This is a genomic window from Streptosporangium vulgare (genome assembly GCF_042428775.1).
GTDB classification, from domain to species: domain Bacteria; phylum Actinomycetota; class Actinomycetes; order Streptosporangiales; family Streptosporangiaceae; genus Streptosporangium; species Streptosporangium vulgare.
The window spans coordinates 1-16,400 of sequence record NZ_JBHMBS010000012.1 but is presented as its reverse complement, the minus strand read 5'-3'; the positions used below and the strand labels follow the sequence as shown (position 1 = coordinate 16,400).

Genomic DNA, 16,400 nt, shown 5'->3' with positions numbered 1-16,400 from the left:
TGTCATTCGGGCGTACGGGTCACCGCGTGCTCAGCCCCGGTCTCTCACCAGCGGCGTCTTGCCGACGGTGGTCCGCTCGATCCGCGGTGAGGCGGGGGGCACGAACACCAGCCGGAACCCGTACCCGGTCTGCTCGATGGCCGCCGCGTTGGCCTCCCGGTCGTTGAAGAGCGACAGGGAGCTCGGCAGCGCCTGGGTGAACAGCTGGCGGGTCCCGCTCGGGCCGAGCGCGTGCTCGACGGCCGCGGCCATGCCCTCGGCGTCGTCCACCGCCGCCAGCAGGCTGAGGATCCGGTCCTCACGGTGGTTGTGGAACTGGACCTCGTGCGCGACCAGGTCCAGGTCGATGCCGGTCGTCGAGCGCAGCCGCCCGCGCAGGGCCGCGTAGGCCAGCGTCGCCGAGTACTGGCTGTCGTTGAGGTGCAGCACGTCGGCGGTGCGCCCGGCGAACTCGAATCGCTCGGCGCGCAGCCCCGGCCCGTTCAGGGCGGGACGGCGGATCATCCGATCGCCGAGCTTGAGCCGGAGCAGCGGCGTCTCGTCGGCGTGCAGCCGGGTGACGACCAGCTCGCCCTCCTCGCCCTCGGCGACGGCACGGCCCTGCTCGTCCACGATCTCCACCAGGTGCAGCCCCGGCACGGCCGAGAGCGCCGGCGAGGCGTGGTCGAGCTGGAGCCCGACGCACTCGGCCTGGGTCGCGGCGAAGTAACTGAGGATCGACACGTTGGGGAAGAACGCCTGCAGCTCGTCGCGCTTGCGCTGCGGCAGGGAGCCGCTGCCGTACATGGCGACCCGGAAGCTCGCCCTGGCCTGCGGGGACAGGCCCGCGCCCAGCTCGGGCAGGAGCGCGATGCCGGCGGTGATGCCCATCAGCGCCTTGTGGCCCGGGTAGGAGAACATGTGCTCCAGCACCGGCGCGCTCACCGGTCCCGCGCCGATGTAGTTGACCTCGGGGACGTGGGACAGGACGCCGCCGACCATGGTCCCGCTGCTCCACATCTGGTAGTCGGCCAGGGTGGTGAACAGCCAGCGCGGCGCGGGGCCGCGCAGGTAGCGGCCGAGCTGGTAGGCGCCCATGAACGCCCCGGCGATGCGGTAGGTGTCGCGCAGCTCCCGCAGGGAGTACACGATCTCCAGGGGCATGCCGTCGCCGGTGCCTCCGCTGGCCACCACCTCGAACCCGCCGTGGTCGAGCGGCACGACCATCCCGGCCCGCGCGCCCATGAACATGTCCCGCTGCACGGTCTTGTCCGAGAGGGGGATCCGCTCCCACTCGGACATGTCGGCGGGGGCGCCGTGGATGCCGAAGTAGTGCAGCCGCTCGCGCCACAGCGGGTTGAGCAGGGCGATGCCGACGAGCTGCTGAAGCCGGCGGAACACCAGCGCGTTCTGGAGGTCGAGCGGAGCCTCGCAGTACGGGGTGCCGGTGAGTCGCCCGCACTCCTCCAGCCTCCCCGCGAACGACGGCAGCCGGGTGACGTCGTCCACCGAGCGGGGCCGCAGCTCCTCCTCGGGGATCAGCCGTGCCGCCAGCTCCGTCGAGGTGGCGATGTCCAGATCCGTCATGGTCATGAATGGCTCCCGTTCCGCTGCTGGTCGTGCCGGGTCGCGGCGCTCGCGCGCAGCACCCGTTGCCCGATGTCCCTGATCTCGGCGATGAGCATTGCCAGGTGGTCGGCGTCGATCAGGTGGTTCATCACCACCACGCGAAGCGCCGCCACCCCGTCGATGTCGACCTTGGAGATGAAGAAGCGACCGCCGCCCCGGATCCGGTTGCGGATCTCCAGCTGCAACCGGTGCGCGGTCGCCTGTTCCAGGTCGTCCGGCAGGTAGCGGAAGCACAGGATGTTGGACTCCGGCTCGTGCGCCACGGCGAAGTCCGGCTCGGCGGCGAGCATCCGGTACGCCTGCCGGGTCATGGCGCACAGCCGGTCGATCCGCTGCGCGAACAGCGCCGGGCCGTAGACCGACCAGACCGTCCAGAGCGGCATGATCATCGGGCGTTTCGTGCACTCGAAGTTCTTGTCCGCGCTGTCGTAGGCGCTGTAGACGTCCGGCTCCTCGTCGAAGACGTAGCTGGCGCGCTGCCGGAACGCGCCGCGCGCCGTCGTGCCGTCACGGTAGAAGAGCAGCGTGCACGGCGACGGCATGAACAGCATCTTGTGGGCGTCCCAGGTCAGCGAGTCGGCCTGCTCGATGCCGCGCAGCCTGTCGCGGTGCCGGTCCGACAGCAGCAGGCTCGCCCCGTGCGCCCCGTCCACATGGAGCCAGAGCCCGCGCCGGCGTGCCACGGCCGCGAGCTCCTCCAGCGGGTCGAAGGCGCCCATCGACGTGGTCCCGGCCGAGGCCACCAGGCAGAACAGCCGCAGGCCGCGCCGGTGCGCCTCGTCGAGTGCCGGACCGGCCAGATCGGGGCGGATCCGCCCGGCCCGGTCGACCGGGAGCCGGACGATCTGCCGCTCGCCGATGCCGAGCACCCCGGCCGCCCGGGTCACGCTGTAGTGGGCCTCCTCGCTGACCGCGATGGCCGGGGGACCCGACATGCCTCCGGCGCCGCGCGTCCAGATCTGCGGGAAGGCACGGTTGCGGGCGGCCAGCAGCGCGGTCAGGTTGGCGAGCGAGCCCCCCGACGTCGTCACCATGGCGAACCGGTCGCGGTCCCAGCCGATGAACCGGTTGAGCTCCTCGGCCATGAGCCGTTCGGCGACGCTGGGGAGCTGCCCGGCCTCGTAGAAGGAGGAGGGCTGGTTGACCACCGAGCCGACCAGGTCCATGAGGCTGGCCAGCGGCACCACCCCGGAGAACTGCCGTCCCATGTAGCCGGGGGAGTAGACCGGGATGCCGGTCCCTGTGTACAGGTCGACGATCTGGTTCACCCGGTCGGCGTCGAAGTCGGCGACGCGCTGCCGTTCGGGGGTCATCAGCTCCCGTGCGGCCTTGAGCAGCACCGCCGGATCGAGGAGGTCGAGCCCGCGGACCGACCGGTCGCCCAGATACGTCGTCAGGCGGCTGACGATGTCCAGGGCGCCGTCGTGGAAACGTTCGGGGTCGAAGGCCGCGGTGAGACTCGGAGTGGGTGACCGGTGACCTTCGCCGGTCGCCGGCTCTGGGGCCAGCGGCTCTGGAAAGGGACTCTGGACATCGGAAAGCGAACTCGTCACGGAGGAGGCTCCAAACGATCCGGCGTCGAGAACGCCCAATGGCCGCGCCTGGACAGGGGTTCGGGCGTGGTTAATTGAACTCCCGGGCGATCACATGAGGGTTCTCGTGAATAAATGCGTGATCTACGGTGATACGTCGAGCGGGAAAGAGGTCCCGGCATCCGGGGAGGCGTCCGGGGGCGTCAGGCGGAATTCGTGTCGCCGTCGGACCGTCCTGAAGCTTGGAACGGTCCAAGTCAAGGAGGGGTTGATGATCGATGATGGTGAGGGATGACGCGACAGGGTCTCGTCGTCCCTGCTCGCGCTCTTCTTCAGGCGGTTTCGATCAGCCGGTGACGATGCCGCCGGCTATCAGGGTCTGGAGGAGGCTCTTCGTGGACGAATCACAATTGATTCGAGCTGAATTTCGCCCGCCGCATACGTTGGCACGCCCGTCATGTAAGTGACCTAACCATTGATGACAGGAGGGGCGCAAGACCTCGGACGCAGGTGGAGTGGCAGATTCCGGCCACAGTTACTCACGCGCGGCATTGAGGTGGGGAGATGCTCGGCGGGTCCCAGTTGTTTTGGGGCTTATGGGTTTTTATTACGAACGTGAATTACGTCCAAAATCCGAGATCGCCGCTTCGGTGGATTATCCTATCGGATGGACTTTTTTATTGCATGTGGTCATTCCACTAAAATGCCTTGAAAGCCTTGATGAGACAATATATAGATTTTTTCCTAGCGTGTTGACGCTAAAATAGGACATTTATCGAGTTTCTGGCCATGCCGGGCCGTAGGTGGTGAGTACGCGCGCCTCGACCGGCGGGGTGCTCGAAGAGCGTCTCCGGCCCGACCTCCCGGTGGCCCACCGGCTTGGCCGCCAGTCGGGCGGTGGTCGGTGGTCGGCACGACGGCGGCTCGATCGGGTGGACGGCGAACTGCGCCTATCCTTCTCCCGTGGCATTGCGGTTCGAGACTCGCGCGTCCGACTCGCCCTGGGGCGACACCGTGTGGACCTGTACGAGCGAGCGGGTCGCGGAGATGACCTCGGTGGCGACGGTGTGCTGGGGTCTGGTGTTCTGGGAGCTCGAGGGCACGGCGTACGCGAACATCTCCGGCCCCGAGACCAGGACCGGCACCGCGCCGGTGCCGGAGGGCGCGACCTTCGTCGGCATCGAGTTCGCGGTGGGCACCTGGCTCCGGGCGATGCCCACACCGGCCCTGGTCGACAGTGGCGTCGAACTCCCCGACGCCACGCACAGGAGCTTCCGGCTGGACGGCCTCCGTTGGGAGACGCCCGGCCCCGACGACGCCGAGGCCCTGGTCGAGCGCCTGGTGCGCGCCGGAGCCGTGGTCCGTGACCCGCTCGTCGCCGAGGTCCGCCGAAGCCACCGTCCACCGGTCTCGGGGCGCACCGTCGAACGCCGGTTCCGCGCGGCGACCGGGTTCGCCCAGGGCGCCGTACGGCAGATCGAGCGCGTCCGCAACGCCTCGGCGCTGCTGGCCGCCGGAACCCCGGTCGCCGATGTCGTCTCCAAGCTCGAGTACTTCGACGAGCCGCACCTGGCCCGTGCGCTGCGCCGGTACGTCGGGCGTACGGCGCGGCAACTCCGCGAGGGCACCGGCGGTGCGATCGCCCTGGATCTGGATCAGCCGACGACGTCGTAGATCAACTTGACGACGCCGTTCGGGTAGGCCTCGGACGCCCGGAGGCTCAGTGCCTGCTTGTCCTTGTCCGCGCTGCTGAACAGGCTCTTCCCGGCTCCGAGCAGCACCGGGAAGACGAGCAGGTTGTACCGGTTGATCAGGCCCGCGTCCGACAGGCGCCGGGCGAGCTCCGCACTCCCGTGGATGAAGATCGCGCCACCCTCGCTCTTCTTGAGCTCGGCGACGTCCTCGGCCGAGCGCAGGATCGTCGTCGGACCCCAGCCCTCGACGAGGGCGTCGTCGGGCAGCGTGGTCGAGACCACGTACTTGGGCAGTTCCCTGTAGGCGGCGTGGTCCTCCGAGTCGCGCCAGACCGGTGCGAACATTTCGTAGCTGCGGCGGCCGAACATCAGAGCCGTCGTGTCCTCAAGCTCCTCGCCCTTGAGGGAGAACGCCTCGGGCAGGAACTCGATGTCCTTGACCACCCAGCCACCGCTGCGGTGGTCCTCGCCCGGACCACCGCCCGGGGAGTCCACGACGCCGTCGAGCGAAACGAACGCGGTATAGACCAGATCACGCATGTGGTGTTCTCCTCATTGCCGGGCGACGAGGCCGCCAGGTAGATCGACAAGCGGATGGTAAGTGTCACGCCGCACGCGGCGGAGTGCCCGTGCCATGCTAGGAAACGCGACCGCGGCCGTCTTGGACGGAAACGACGACATGTTGCCGACATGGGCGGGCACGGCAGCGCCCGGACGAACTCCTCGCCGGCCGGGCCCGCGATCATGACAGGTGCCGCCGGGTGGATTGGTCGGTGTGGGGCTGAAGGTGTGGGGCAGCCGCTCTGCCGAGCCGCTGTTACCCTCGCGAAAATCGAAGCCGATCCGGCCGGGGCGAGGGGGCAGGGCTTTTGGGACATGGCCGCTGCGATGGGGACGGATGTCCGGGGGTGGCGCTGAGACGGGGAGCAGCGACGATCAACGGCGACCGGTCAGAGAAGACAGAAGGCCACCAAGACCCTGAGCCGGGACTTTGGTGGCCGTCGATCTGGTCGGCCCATGAGTGCCATGGGCTGTGGTGGACGATACAGGGATTGAACCTGTGACCTCTTCCGTGTCAGGGAAGCGCTCTCCCGCTGAGCTAATCGTCCTCGGGTGAACCAGAGCGGAAGACGGGATTCGAACCCGCGACCCTCACCTTGGCAAGGTGATGCTCTACCACTGAGCCACTTCCGCGTATCCGCTTCGGGTTTCCCCTCCGCGCTCGCACTACTTTACCGGATCCCTGGGGGTCCGATGGTCGTGCGTTGAGGTGGAGACGGGATTTGAACCCGTGTAGACGGCTTTGCAGGCCGTTGCCTCGCCTCTCGGCCACTCCACCGGTCAGGCCCCTGAGGACCCGCCGGAGCGGAAGACGGGATTCGAACCCGCGACCCTCACCTTGGCAAGGTGATGCTCTACCACTGAGCCACTTCCGCGTGACCCCGGGAAACGCTCCGGGGCACGTGAAAACTCTAGCGCCTCCACGGGGCGGATGTGCGCAACCGGCCGGGCTGCCGAAGATCCTCACCTGGTGACCGGCCGGACGTCGGAGGCCCGGACGAACATGATCCGGTGCCCGAACTGGATCTGCCGGTAGCGGATCCCGCCCGTGACGACACGGTGCTCGGACGGGTCGAAGGCGGCCGCCCTGAGGTACGAGGCCCGCGTCGTCCCGCCCGAGCTGTACGCCTGCCCGGCGGGTATCGAGTACTGCAGCGGGACCAGGGCCTGTACGGGAACGCCCCCCGGGTAGGCGGGCGCCTTCGGATACGCCCTGCCGTACACCCTGACCGGGGAGCGGCCCGGCCTGGGCGTCACCAGGGGGCCGGACGCGCGTACGGAGGTGGGGGCTCCGGCCGGATCGTGGAACCAGGCCTTCTGACCGAGGTACCAGATCGCGGTCCAGTCGCCCCTGCGCTCGGCGAGCGCGTACCGCTGGCCGGTGGAGGCGCGGGCGGCGTGGTCGTAGACGCTGTACGTGGAGTCGCCGGTGGGGTGCTTGCCGACGTCCCTGACCAGCGGCGCGGTGGGGGAGGGGCGCGTGCGCAGCCAGACCGAGGCGGCGCCCAGGGCGCGGCATCCCCCGGCGCAGCCGGTGAACCCCGGGCTGTTGGTGGCGTAGTCGGGCCTGATCAGCACCGAGCGCGCGTCGTCGCCGCCCGAGGCGCGCAACGGCCTGCCGAGCAGCTCGAAGTAGTGGGCCCAGTCCCAGTAGGGGCCGGGGTCGTCGTGCATGCCGCCCACGGTCTCCGGGGTGGTGCCCGGCACGTTGTCGTGCCCCAGGATGTGCGCCCGGTCGAGGGGGATGTCGTACTTGGCGGCGAGGTGGCGGACCAGCCTGGCCGACGCCAGGTACATCGCCTCGGTGAACCAGGCGCCGCCCCTGGCCAGGTAGCCCTCGTGCTCCAGGCCGATGGAGCGGGAGTTGACGTACCAGTTTCCCGCGTGCCAGCCGATGTCCCTGGCCCGCAGGTGCTGGGCGATGTGGCCGTCGGCGGAGCGGATGGTGAAGTGCCAGCTCAGGTAGGCGGGGTTCTTGACCAGGCGGGTCATGGCGTCGTAGCTCGTCTCACCGTCGTGGATCACGATGTAGTCGATCTTCCGGGGGCCGGTGGACCGGTCGTGGTTGCCGTACCCGCCGCCGGGGAGCCGCTGGTAGGCGGCCGGGAGCCACTCGCAGGAGACGTTCTTCGGGCAGTCGGGTCCCGGTACGGGAGCAGGGGCGGGAGCGGGCCGCTGGGTGAGCATCATGGCCGTCTTCGCGGGGGGAGCGGGGGTCTTCGCGGCGGGAGCGGGCGACGGGGCCGGGGTGACCGGGGCGGGGGCGGGTGGGGCGGTGGGCGGCCCGGAGGGGGAGGCGCGCCGTTCCGGGGGGTGCGGTTCTCGCGGGTCGGACGGTCCGGAGAGCTTCGCGGGGGGCCGGGGGGCGGACGGTCGGGAGAACCTCGCCGGGGTGAGAGGGGTGGGTCCCGGGCGTCTCGCCGAAGTGAGAGGTTCGGAGGGGTCGGAGTGCCTCGCCGGGGTGAGGGGCTCGGACGGATCCGAGTGCCTCGCCGGGGTGAGGTGGCTGGAGGGTGTGGGCAGGTCCGGGGTGGCGGGGAGTGTCACCCGCTCGCCGTCGTCGGTCACCCGCGCGGCGCCGGACCGGATCGTCGCGTAGACCTCGTCGGCGAAGGACAGCGCCGCCTCCTTGCCCGCCGCGCCCTTCTCCGGGGCGCCGGGGTAGCGGGCCACGGCGTCGTACCAGCTCGCCGGGTCGTCGCCGGGGCCTTCGCCGCCGGTGCGGCGCCGGTGGTCGGCGAGCAGCGCGGCGCCGCCCATGATGTTGGCGGAGGTGTCCTCGCGCAACCGGTCGAGGGGGAGGCCGGTCAGCTCCGAGGCCCGTCGCAGGGTGTCCTCCGGCGGGTCCGCCGCCATGGGAGGAAGGGCGATCACCCGTGGCCGGGTCTCGTCGCCGCGCGGGTCCTCCCCGGCGCCGTGGGGGCGCCCGGGTTCGGCCCGGCCGTCGACCAGGTGCATCGGGCCGTACCCGGCGGAGACACTGGGCAGCCCGCCGTGGCCCTCCCAGCGGGACTCCAGGTAGGAGACCGCGAGCAGCACGCTCTCCGGCACCCCGTAGCGCCGTGCCGCCTCGGCGAAGGCGGCCTGCCTGCCGGACCGGGGGCTCGTCTCCCTCACCGTCCCTCTCGCGGTGTCCTCCGCCGTGTCCCTCGCCGTGTCCCTCACCGTGTCCTCCGCCGTGCCGGCCGTCGTGGTCTCCGAGGGGGCCGGGTGCGCCTGGAGCCGGATGGGCCGGTCCCCGGGGTGTGCCGCCTCCGCCGGGGCGACCGGGGCTGGGAGAACAGAGGCCGGGAGAACCGGCGCCGAAAGAATCGAGGCCGAGAGAACCGGGGCCGGGACGGTCGAGGCCAGGACGGTGAGCGCGGCGACGACGGCGGTCCCCGGCAGGCGGTGCATAGCGGTTCCTCCCCCTCTGATAACTACCTAGAGTTATCAGAGATTACCGAGTGTCGCGCGTTGCGACGGGATTGAGATGTTGAAGAGATTCTCTGCCCGAAATCGGGCAAGGAACTTGGTGTGTTCTCTCCCGGATGCGTATGGTCCTGCTCTGTGTCCACGGCACGGAATCCGCATGAGGATCTGATCACCCACCTGACCCGGACGAGCGCGCTCGGTCCGGGCGAGGCGGCGCGGGTCGTCGCGGACGTACTGGCCTACTTCTCCGAGCCCGTCGACGAGTTCGTCCGGCGGCGCCACGCGGAGCTCAAGGCCAGGGGGCTGGTCAACGACGAGATCTTCCCCAGGGTGGCCGCCGAGCTGGCGGTACGCCGTGTCGCGGCCCCCGAACTCTCCCTCCGGCAGCTTCGCCGGATCGTCTACGGGTAGCGGACGACGGCACCTCGATCGTTTACGGATAAGGAGCGGTTACATGTGCGGAATCGTGGCCTACGTTGGGCCCAAGGACGCGGCACCCATCCTGCTGGAGGGCCTGCAGCGTCTTGAGTACCGGGGCTACGACTCGGCCGGGGTGGTGGTCTCCAACAAGGGCCTCAAGATGCGCAAGGTCAAGGGCCGGGTGGCCGACCTGGCGGCGGTCGTGCCCGCGCGGTTCAAGGGCGGTCTGGGCATCGGCCACACCCGCTGGGCCACCCACGGCGCGCCCAGCGACGTCAACGCCCACCCGCACCTGTCGACCGACGAGCGCATCGGCGTCGTGCACAACGGCATCATCGAGAACGCCGACGAGCTGCGCGCCAAGCTGGAGGCCGACGGGGCGATCTTCCTGTCGGAGACCGACACCGAGGTGCTGTCGCACCTGATCGCCCGTACGGTCAAGGAGGCCGACTCGCTGGAGGAGGCCGTGCGGACCGCGCTCAAGCGGGTCGTCGGCACGTACGGGATCGCGGTGATCGACTCCGAGCGTCCCGGCGAGGTGGTCGTGGCGCGCAACGGCAGCCCCATCGTGCTGGGCATCGGCGAGAAGGAGATGTTCGCCGCGTCCGACGTCGCCGCGCTGGTCCGCTACACCCGCCAGGTGGTGCACCTGGAGGACGGCGAGATCGCCGTGCTGCGGGCCGACGGGTTCAACACCTTCGCCAGCGACGCGCGGGAGACGGCCAAGGAGACGCTGACCGTCGACTGGGAGGCCGGGCACTACGACACCGGCGGCTACGAGCACTACCTGCTCAAGGAGATCTCCGAGCAGCCCGACACGGTGGCCAGGACGCTGCGCGGGCGGCTGGACGACCGCTTCCACATCGCCCACCTGGGCGGCCTCAACATGGACGCGCGGGAGACCCGCTCGTTCCGCCGGGTGAAGATCATCGGTTGCGGGTCCGCGTACTACTCGGGCCAGATCGGCGCGCAGCTCATCGAGGAGCTGGCGCGCATCCCGGCCGACGCGGAGCCGGCGAGCGAGTTCCGCTACCGCAGCCCGGTGGTGGAGGCCGACACCCTCTACGTGGCGATCAGCCAGTCGGGGGAGACCTACGACACCCTCGCCGCCGTGCAGGAGCTCAAGCGCAAGGGCGGCAGGGTGCTCGGCATCGTCAACACCGTGGGCAGCGCGATCGCCCGCGAGTGCGACGGCGGCGTCTACCTGCACGCGGGCCCCGAGGTCTCGGTGGCGAGCACCAAGGCGTTCACCTCGACGGCCGTGGCCTTCGCGCTGCTCGCGCTGCACCTGGGCCGGGTACGCGACCTGTCTCCCGCCGACGGCCGCAGGATCTGCGACGGCCTGCGGAGGCTGCCGGACCAGATCAAGGAGATCCTGGCGCTGGAGCCGCAGATCAAGGAGCTGGCGGGCAAGTACGCCGAGTCGCCCAGCATGATGTTCGTGGGTCGGGTGAGGGGCTACCCGGCGGCCCGCGAAGGCGCGCAGAAGCTCAAGGAGATCTCGTACGTGCACGCCGAGGCGTACCCGGCCAGCGAGCTGAAGCACGGGCCGCTGGCGCTGATCGGGCCGGACATGCCGACGGTGGCGATCGTCCCCGACGACGAGCTGCTGGACAAGAACCTCACCACGCTGGGCGAGATCCGCGCCCGGGGCGGCCGGGTGCTCATGGTGGGCCACCGCACGGCCGATCCCAAGCTGGCCGACGACTGCGTCGTGGTGCCCAAGAACGAGACCGAGCTGGACCCGATCCTGCTGTCGATCCCGCTCCAGCTCTTCGCCTACCACGCCGCCGTGGCGCTGGGCCGGGACGTCGACAAGCCCAGGAACCTGGCCAAGAGCGTCACGGTGGAGTGAGTCGCGCTTTCCTCCCTGCGCTCTGCCCCCATGAGGCGGCCGTCTCCGATATCCGGATTTTTGTTGGTTTTTCCGGTGGTTCGTGATCGCGTACGGACCACCGGAAATTCCGGCATACCCCACTTCATCACGGAAAGTGATGGGTAGGTAACATCTGGAATAGGGGGTTCTTGGGGGAAGGGGCGCTTATGCGCCGTAGGGGGTTTTTCGCGCTGGCGGCGGGGGCCGCGCTCGTCGCGGGGTGCGGCGCGGACGGCGGCGCCGGCCCTGAGGTGAAGCGCCTGTTCCTCCTCGAACCGACCGCCGACGGCCACGGCTGGGACGGGATCGCGGGCAGGCTCGCGACCGTCCTGGTCCAGTCGGGGCTGGTGCGCACCGCGATGGCCGTCGAGCGCGGGGGCGCCCTGGGCCTCGCCCCGCGCGACGCGTTCGGCGCCTTCCACGGCCCCTTCGCGCGCGAGGGCAGGCTGCTCGTCACCTCGATGCCGATGGTGGCCGCCGCGGAGATCGCCAACACCTCGGCCGTGGTGAACGCCGCCACCCCCATCGCCCGCCTGGTCGGCGACTGGGCGGTCCTGGTCGTCCCCTCCGGCTCCCGCCTGCGCACCTTCGAGGACTTCGTCGCGCGGCTGCGGCACGACCCGGCGGGGCTGACGGTCGGCGGCCGGTCGGAGGGCGGCTCCGACCACGTGCTCTACGGCATGATCGGCAAGTGCCTCGGGGTGGACACCCGGCTGCTGGAGTACGCCGGGTACCTCGCCCCCGAGGACGCCATGGAGGCGCTCCACGTCGGCCGGGTGGCGGCCCTGCTGGGGTCGGCGCGCGCCCTGCGGCCCGAGATCGCCGCGGGCCGCCTGCGGCCCCTGGTGGTCTCCTCCGGCGGCCGGATCGACGGGATCGACGCCCCGACTCTCATGGAGGTCGACGTCCGGCTGGAATACAGCGACTGGTGCGGACTGCTGGGCCCCAAGGGCATGAGCCCGCAGGACCGGGACGCCGCGATCGCCCTGTGTGACGATGTCGACGCCGCGCCGCGCTGGCGTGCCCTGTGCGCGTCCCAGGGGTGGAGCCGGGTCTACCTCGGCGGTGACGAGTTCCGTCAGTGGCTTTCCACCGAGACGGCCCGCACTCGCGGGGTGCTTCACGAGCTCGGGTTGCTGAAGTCATCCGACACAACTTGTTGGGGTAGTTGCGTCAGACGCCCCTAGATGTAGGATCCTGCTCGTTGCTGGTTCGCCCCGAGAGGGGCGAGGCAAGAGGGAACCCGGTGAGATTCCGGGACTGCCCCGCAGCGGTGAACGGGAACGAAAGCCGTCATTGAGCACTGGGTGAGCCATGCCTGGGAAGCGACGGCCGGTAGGCGTGTGCGGTGTGCCCGTGAGTCCGAAGACCTGCCGGTGACGTGATTGTCCAGGGCCTCGTGGGAGGGTCCGCGGAACGAGGCGATCCGGCGTGCCCGGGATCGCTCGCGGACGCGTGCCCATCCGGCGGAGCCGTACGGGGAAGTCCGATCGAGCGAGGGGCACTACGTGACACAGGCATTGGCGGAGACCGCGGCGGGGACCGCGGTGAGCGACGGCGACGCGGAGAACGTCGCGGGTGCCGCGAGCGCGGTGGCGACCGCGACGGGCGACGGTGACGCCGGGAACGCGGCGGGGATCGCGACGAGCGGCGGCGGCGGGAGCGCCGGAAGCGCGGCGGGGACGGCGACGGGCGACGGTGGCGGCGGGGGCGCCGGAGACGCCGCGAGCGCGTCGGACGGCCGCAGGCTGGCCATCGACGAGGCCGCCGCACGGGTGATCACCGATCCGGCGAACTCCAGGGTCGCCGCCGCGATGCTGGCCGAGCTGATCGCCGACGAGGCCGCCGGGCACGGCGTCCGCGACTTCTCCGAGTCCATCGCCGCGACCCACGAGGCGGGGCTGATCCAGGACGGGCTCGCGGAGTTCGTGGCCGCCCACGCCGGGACGCTGGACGCGCTGGTCGATCCGGAGGCCGACGCCAGGTTCGAGTACTTCGGGCTGCGTACGGTCTACGACCGCTACCTGCTGCGCCACCCGAGGACCCGCAAGGTCCTGGAGCGCCCGCAGCACTTCTTCCTGCGGGTGGCCTGCGGCCTGTCCGAGACCGTCGAGGAGGCCGCCGAGCTGTACGCGCTCATGGCCACCCTGTCCTACCTGCCCAGCTCGCCCACGCTGTTCAACTCCGGCTCCCGCAGGCCCCAGCTCTCCTCGTGCTTCCTGCTCGACTCGCCCCGTGACGAGCTGGAGTCCATCTACGACCGCTACGGGCAGGTCGCGCGGCTGTCGAAGTACGCGGGGGGCATCGGGATCGCCTGGACCAGGGTCCGCTCGCGGGGCTCGCTGATCCGCGGCACCAACGGCCACTCCAACGGCATCGTGCCGTGGCTGCGCACGCTCGACTCCAGCGTCGCCGCGGTCAACCAGGGCGGCCGGCGCAAGGGCGCGGCCTGCGTCTACCTGGAGCCCTGGCACGCCGACGTCGAGGAGTTCCTGGAACTGCGCGACAACACCGGCGAGGAGGCCCGCCGCACGCACAACCTGAACCTGGCCAACTGGATCCCCGACGAGTTCATGCGCCGGGTCGAGGCCGACGGGGTCTGGTCGCTGTTCGACCCCAAGGAGGTCCCGCACCTCACCGACCTGTACGGCGCCGCGTTCGACGACGCCTACCGGGCCGCCGAGGCCGAGGGCAGGTTCACCCGGCAGATCCCCGCCCGCACCCTGTACGGGCGGATGATGCGCACGCTCGCCCAGACCGGCAACGGCTGGATGACCTTCAAGGACGCGGCCAACCGGACGTCCAACCAGACGGCCAGGCCCCAGAACGTCATCCACCTGTCGAACCTCTGCACCGAGATCCTGGAGGTCACCGGCGACGCGGAGACCGCCGTCTGCAACCTCGGCTCGATCAACCTCGCCGCCCACCTGTCCGCGGACGCCGGGAGCATCGGGAGCACCGGGAGCACCGGGGACGCGATGGACTGGGACCGGCTGCGCGCGACCGTCCGCACCGCCGTGCGGTTCCTCGACCGCACCATCGACCTGGGCTTCTACCCGACCCCCGAGGCCGAGGCGGCCAACCGGAGGTGGCGCCCGATCGGGCTCGGCGTGATGGGCCTGGCCGACGTGCTGTTCACGCTGCGGCTGCCGTTCGACTCGCCGCGCGCCCTGGAGCTGTCCACCAGGATCTCCGAGGAGATCGCGCTCGCCGCCTACCGGACCTCCTCCGACCTGGCCGTGGAGCGGGGCCGCCACCCCTCGTACGAGGAGACCAGGGCCGCCGCCGGGGTGCTGCACCCCGACCACTACGGGGCGGCGGGGTCCGCGGAGTGGACCGGGCTCAGGGAGCGGATCGCCGGGACCGGCCTGCGCAACTCGCTGATGGTCGCGATCGCGCCGACGGCCACGATCGCCTCCATCGCGGGCTGCTACGAGTGCATCGAGCCGCAGGTCTCCAACGTCTTCAAGCGCGAGACCCTCTCGGGGGAGTTCCTCCAGGTCAACCGCTATCTCGTCCGCGACCTGCAGGCCCGTGGCCTGTGGACCCCGCTGATCCGCGACGCGATCAAGCGCGCCGACGGCTCCGTCCAGGACATCCCGGAGATCCCCGCCGACCTGAAGGCGCTCTACCGGACCGCCTGGGAGCTGCCGCAGAAGGCGCTGATCGACCTGGCCGCCGCGCGCACCCCGTACATCGACCAGTCGCAGTCGCTGAACCTCTTCATGGCCACGCCGACCATCGGCAAGCTCTCCTCGATGTACGCCTACGCGTGGAAGTCGGGCCTCAAGACCACCTACTACCTGCGCTCGCGCCCGGCCACCCGGATCGCGCAGGCCACCGTGGCGGCACCGGTCGCGCAGGCGGCGCTCGACCCCGAGGCGATCGCCTGCTCCCTGGAGAACCCCGAGTACTGCGACGCCTGCCAGTAGCCGTCCCGGTTCCTCGAAAAGGGTCTCCCGAAAGCTTTGAGAAAGGCAGTCTCCCGATGTTGCTCGACCCCGGCATGGACCTCACCCTGCGGCCGATGCGCTACCCCGAGTTCTACGAGCGCTACCGGGCCGCGATCCGCAACACCTGGACCGTCGAGGAGGTGGACCTCACCTCCGACCTCGCCGACCTGGCGAGGATGACGCCCGAGGAGCGCCACCTGATCAACCGCCTCGTGGCGTTCTTCGCCACCGGCGACTCGATCGTGGCCAACAACCTCGTCCTCAACCTCTACCAGCACCTCAACGCCCCCGAGGCGCGCCTGTATCTCAGCAGGCAGCTGTTCGAGGAGGCGGTGCACGTCCAGTTCTACCTGACCCTGCTGGACACCTACCTGCCCGATCCCGACGAGCGGGTCAAGGCCTTCGCCGCGGTCGAGCACATCCCCTCGATCCGGGACAAGGCGGAGTTCTGCTTCCGCTGGATCGACTCGCTCGGCGGGCTGACCCGGCTGGAGACGCGGGAGGACCGGCGGGCGTTCCTGCTCAACCTGATCTGCTTCGCGGCGTGCATCGAGGGGCTGTTCTTCTACGGGGCCTTCGCCTACGTCTACTGGTTCCGCTCCAGGGGCCTGCTCGGCGGCCTGGCCACCGGGACGAACTGGGTGTTCCGCGACGAGTCCATGCACATGGAGTTCGCCTTCGGCGTCGTGGAGACCGTACGGGCCGAGGAGCCGGACCTGTTCGACGACAAGCTCGCCGAGCAGGTCACCCAGATGATCGAGGAGGCGGTGGCGGCCGAGCTGGCCTTCGCGGCCGACCTGTGCGGCGACGGCCTGCTCGGGATGAGTGTGGACCAGATGCGCCGGTATCTGGAGTACGTGGCCGACCAGCGCCTGGTCCGGCTGCGGATGCCCGCCCGGTACGGCACGGCCAACCCGTTCGCGTTCATGGAGTTGCAGGACGTCCAAGAGCTGGCCAACTTCTTCGAACGCCGGGTTTCGGCCTACCAGATAGCCGTGGAAGGGAATGTCGCATTCGACGAATCCTTCTGATTAGCTGGTGATTTCGTCCGTAGAGGCCGCAGGCTCCGCCCTTCGGGGCGGGGACAGGCCGGAATCGGCCAGCATGCTTAACATGATCATGCGGTATCGTGTTAAGCATGTCCCAGGTCGTGAAGCGGGCCTTCAAATACCGCTTCCACCCGACCCCCGAGCAAGCGGATCTGCTGGTCCGCACGTTCGGGTGTGTCCGGCTGATCTGGAACAGGGCGCTTGCCGAACGCAACCGCCGCTACACCGACGAGCGTGTCTCGACCTCGTATGTGGAAACCGCCAAATGGCTGACCGTGTGGAAGCAGGATCCG

General features: G+C 70.1%; 11 protein-coding genes, 4 tRNA genes and 1 riboswitch. Of the genes, 7 read left to right on the top strand and 8 right to left on the bottom strand.

Translation table 11 applies throughout. The features are described 5' to 3' along the window. Positions 1 to 30: 30 nt before the first annotated feature. Entirely contained in the window at positions 31 to 1,572 is a 1,542-nt protein-coding gene (locus tag ACFFRH_RS24400) for a phenylacetate--CoA ligase family protein (RefSeq protein ID WP_386159767.1), read from the bottom strand. Further along, entirely contained in the window at positions 1,569 to 3,161 is a 1,593-nt protein-coding gene (locus ACFFRH_RS24395; RefSeq protein ID WP_344743154.1) for a pyridoxal phosphate-dependent decarboxylase family protein, read from the bottom strand. Before ACFFRH_RS24395 ends, ACFFRH_RS24400 begins: the two co-directional genes overlap by 4 nt. A 942-nt stretch (positions 3,162 to 4,103) precedes the next feature. Here ACFFRH_RS24395 and ACFFRH_RS24390 point away from each other — a divergent pair. Further along, the gene (locus ACFFRH_RS24390; protein ID WP_344743155.1) at positions 4,104 to 4,814 is read left to right on the top strand and encodes a helix-turn-helix domain-containing protein; all 711 of its coding nucleotides are present in this window, start codon (positions 4,104 to 4,106) and stop codon (positions 4,812 to 4,814) included. On the opposite strand, the gene ACFFRH_RS24385 is transcribed toward ACFFRH_RS24390, so the two are convergent. The 6 genes from ACFFRH_RS24385 to ACFFRH_RS24360 all read right to left on the bottom strand — a co-directional run bounded on the left by ACFFRH_RS24385 (position 4,796) and on the right by ACFFRH_RS24360 (position 8,791). Beyond that, entirely contained in the window at positions 4,796 to 5,374 is a 579-nt protein-coding gene (locus ACFFRH_RS24385) for a dihydrofolate reductase family protein (protein WP_344743156.1), read from the bottom strand. The two genes, ACFFRH_RS24390 and ACFFRH_RS24385, sit on opposite strands and share 19 nt — an antisense overlap. Before the next feature lie 494 nt (positions 5,375 to 5,868). Beyond that, positions 5,869 to 5,943: transfer RNA gene (locus ACFFRH_RS24380), tRNA-Val, on the bottom strand. A gap of 13 nt (positions 5,944 to 5,956) precedes the next feature. Further along, a tRNA-Gly gene (locus ACFFRH_RS24375) sits at positions 5,957 to 6,028 on the bottom strand. A gap of 74 nt (positions 6,029 to 6,102) precedes the next feature. Beyond that, a tRNA-Cys gene (locus tag ACFFRH_RS24370) sits at positions 6,103 to 6,173 on the bottom strand. 25 nt (positions 6,174 to 6,198) lie between these two features. Continuing rightward, positions 6,199 to 6,270 (bottom strand) — tRNA-Gly (locus ACFFRH_RS24365). Positions 6,271 to 6,358: 88 nt separating this feature from the next. Next, positions 6,359 to 8,791 carry an N-acetylmuramoyl-L-alanine amidase gene (locus ACFFRH_RS24360; protein ID WP_386159762.1) on the bottom strand — a complete coding sequence of 811 codons (2,433 nt, stop codon included), beginning with the start codon at positions 8,789 to 8,791 and terminating at the stop codon, positions 6,359 to 6,361. 153 nt (positions 8,792 to 8,944) lie between these two features. Between ACFFRH_RS24360 and ACFFRH_RS24355 the strand changes: the two genes are divergently transcribed. The 6 genes from ACFFRH_RS24355 to ACFFRH_RS24330 form a co-directional block, all read left to right on the top strand. Next, positions 8,945 to 9,220, top strand: coding sequence for a hypothetical protein (locus ACFFRH_RS24355; RefSeq protein ID WP_344743159.1), 276 nt, complete (start codon positions 8,945 to 8,947; stop codon positions 9,218 to 9,220). A 43-nt stretch (positions 9,221 to 9,263) separates the two neighbouring features. Next, the gene (gene glmS / locus ACFFRH_RS24350) at positions 9,264 to 11,084 is read left to right on the top strand and encodes a glutamine--fructose-6-phosphate transaminase (isomerizing) (RefSeq protein ID WP_344743160.1); all 1,821 of its coding nucleotides are present in this window, start codon (positions 9,264 to 9,266) and stop codon (positions 11,082 to 11,084) included. Between the two features lie 188 nt (positions 11,085 to 11,272). Then, positions 11,273 to 12,292, top strand: a complete 1,020-nt coding sequence (locus ACFFRH_RS24345; RefSeq protein WP_344743161.1) for a tripartite tricarboxylate transporter substrate-binding protein — start codon at positions 11,273 to 11,275, stop codon at positions 12,290 to 12,292. Between the two features lie 4 nt (positions 12,293 to 12,296). Continuing rightward, positions 12,297 to 12,497, top strand: a riboswitch (cobalamin riboswitch). A 116-nt stretch (positions 12,498 to 12,613) separates the two neighbouring features. Beyond that, positions 12,614 to 15,037 carry a ribonucleoside-diphosphate reductase subunit alpha gene (locus tag ACFFRH_RS24340; protein ID WP_386159757.1) on the top strand — a complete coding sequence of 808 codons (2,424 nt, stop codon included), beginning with the start codon at positions 12,614 to 12,616 and terminating at the stop codon, positions 15,035 to 15,037. A 56-nt stretch (positions 15,038 to 15,093) separates the two neighbouring features. Further along, positions 15,094 to 16,089, top strand: coding sequence for a ribonucleotide-diphosphate reductase subunit beta (locus ACFFRH_RS24335; protein WP_344743162.1), 996 nt, complete (start codon positions 15,094 to 15,096; stop codon positions 16,087 to 16,089). 107 nt (positions 16,090 to 16,196) lie between these two features. Further along, positions 16,197 to 16,400, top strand: a 204-nt coding sequence (locus tag ACFFRH_RS24330; protein ID WP_386159753.1) for a helix-turn-helix domain-containing protein, incomplete at its 3' end; no start/stop codon positions are given.

Excerpts from the sequence above, each read along its gene's own strand:
- ACFFRH_RS24400 (WP_386159767.1), bottom strand. The coding sequence starts at position 1,572 with ATGACCATGACGGATCTGGACATCGCCACCTCGACGGAGCTGGCGGCA.
- ACFFRH_RS24360 (WP_386159762.1), bottom strand. The coding sequence starts at position 8,791 with ATGCACCGCCTGCCGGGGACCGCCGTCGTCGCCGCGCTCACCGTCCTG.
- ACFFRH_RS24385 (WP_344743156.1), bottom strand. The coding sequence starts at position 5,374 with ATGCGTGATCTGGTCTATACCGCGTTCGTTTCGCTCGACGGCGTCGTG.
- ACFFRH_RS24345 (WP_344743161.1), top strand. The coding sequence starts at position 11,273 with ATGCGCCGTAGGGGGTTTTTCGCGCTGGCGGCGGGGGCCGCGCTCGTC.
- ACFFRH_RS24335 (WP_344743162.1), top strand. The coding sequence starts at position 15,094 with ATGTTGCTCGACCCCGGCATGGACCTCACCCTGCGGCCGATGCGCTAC.
- glmS (WP_344743160.1), top strand. The coding sequence starts at position 9,264 with ATGTGCGGAATCGTGGCCTACGTTGGGCCCAAGGACGCGGCACCCATC.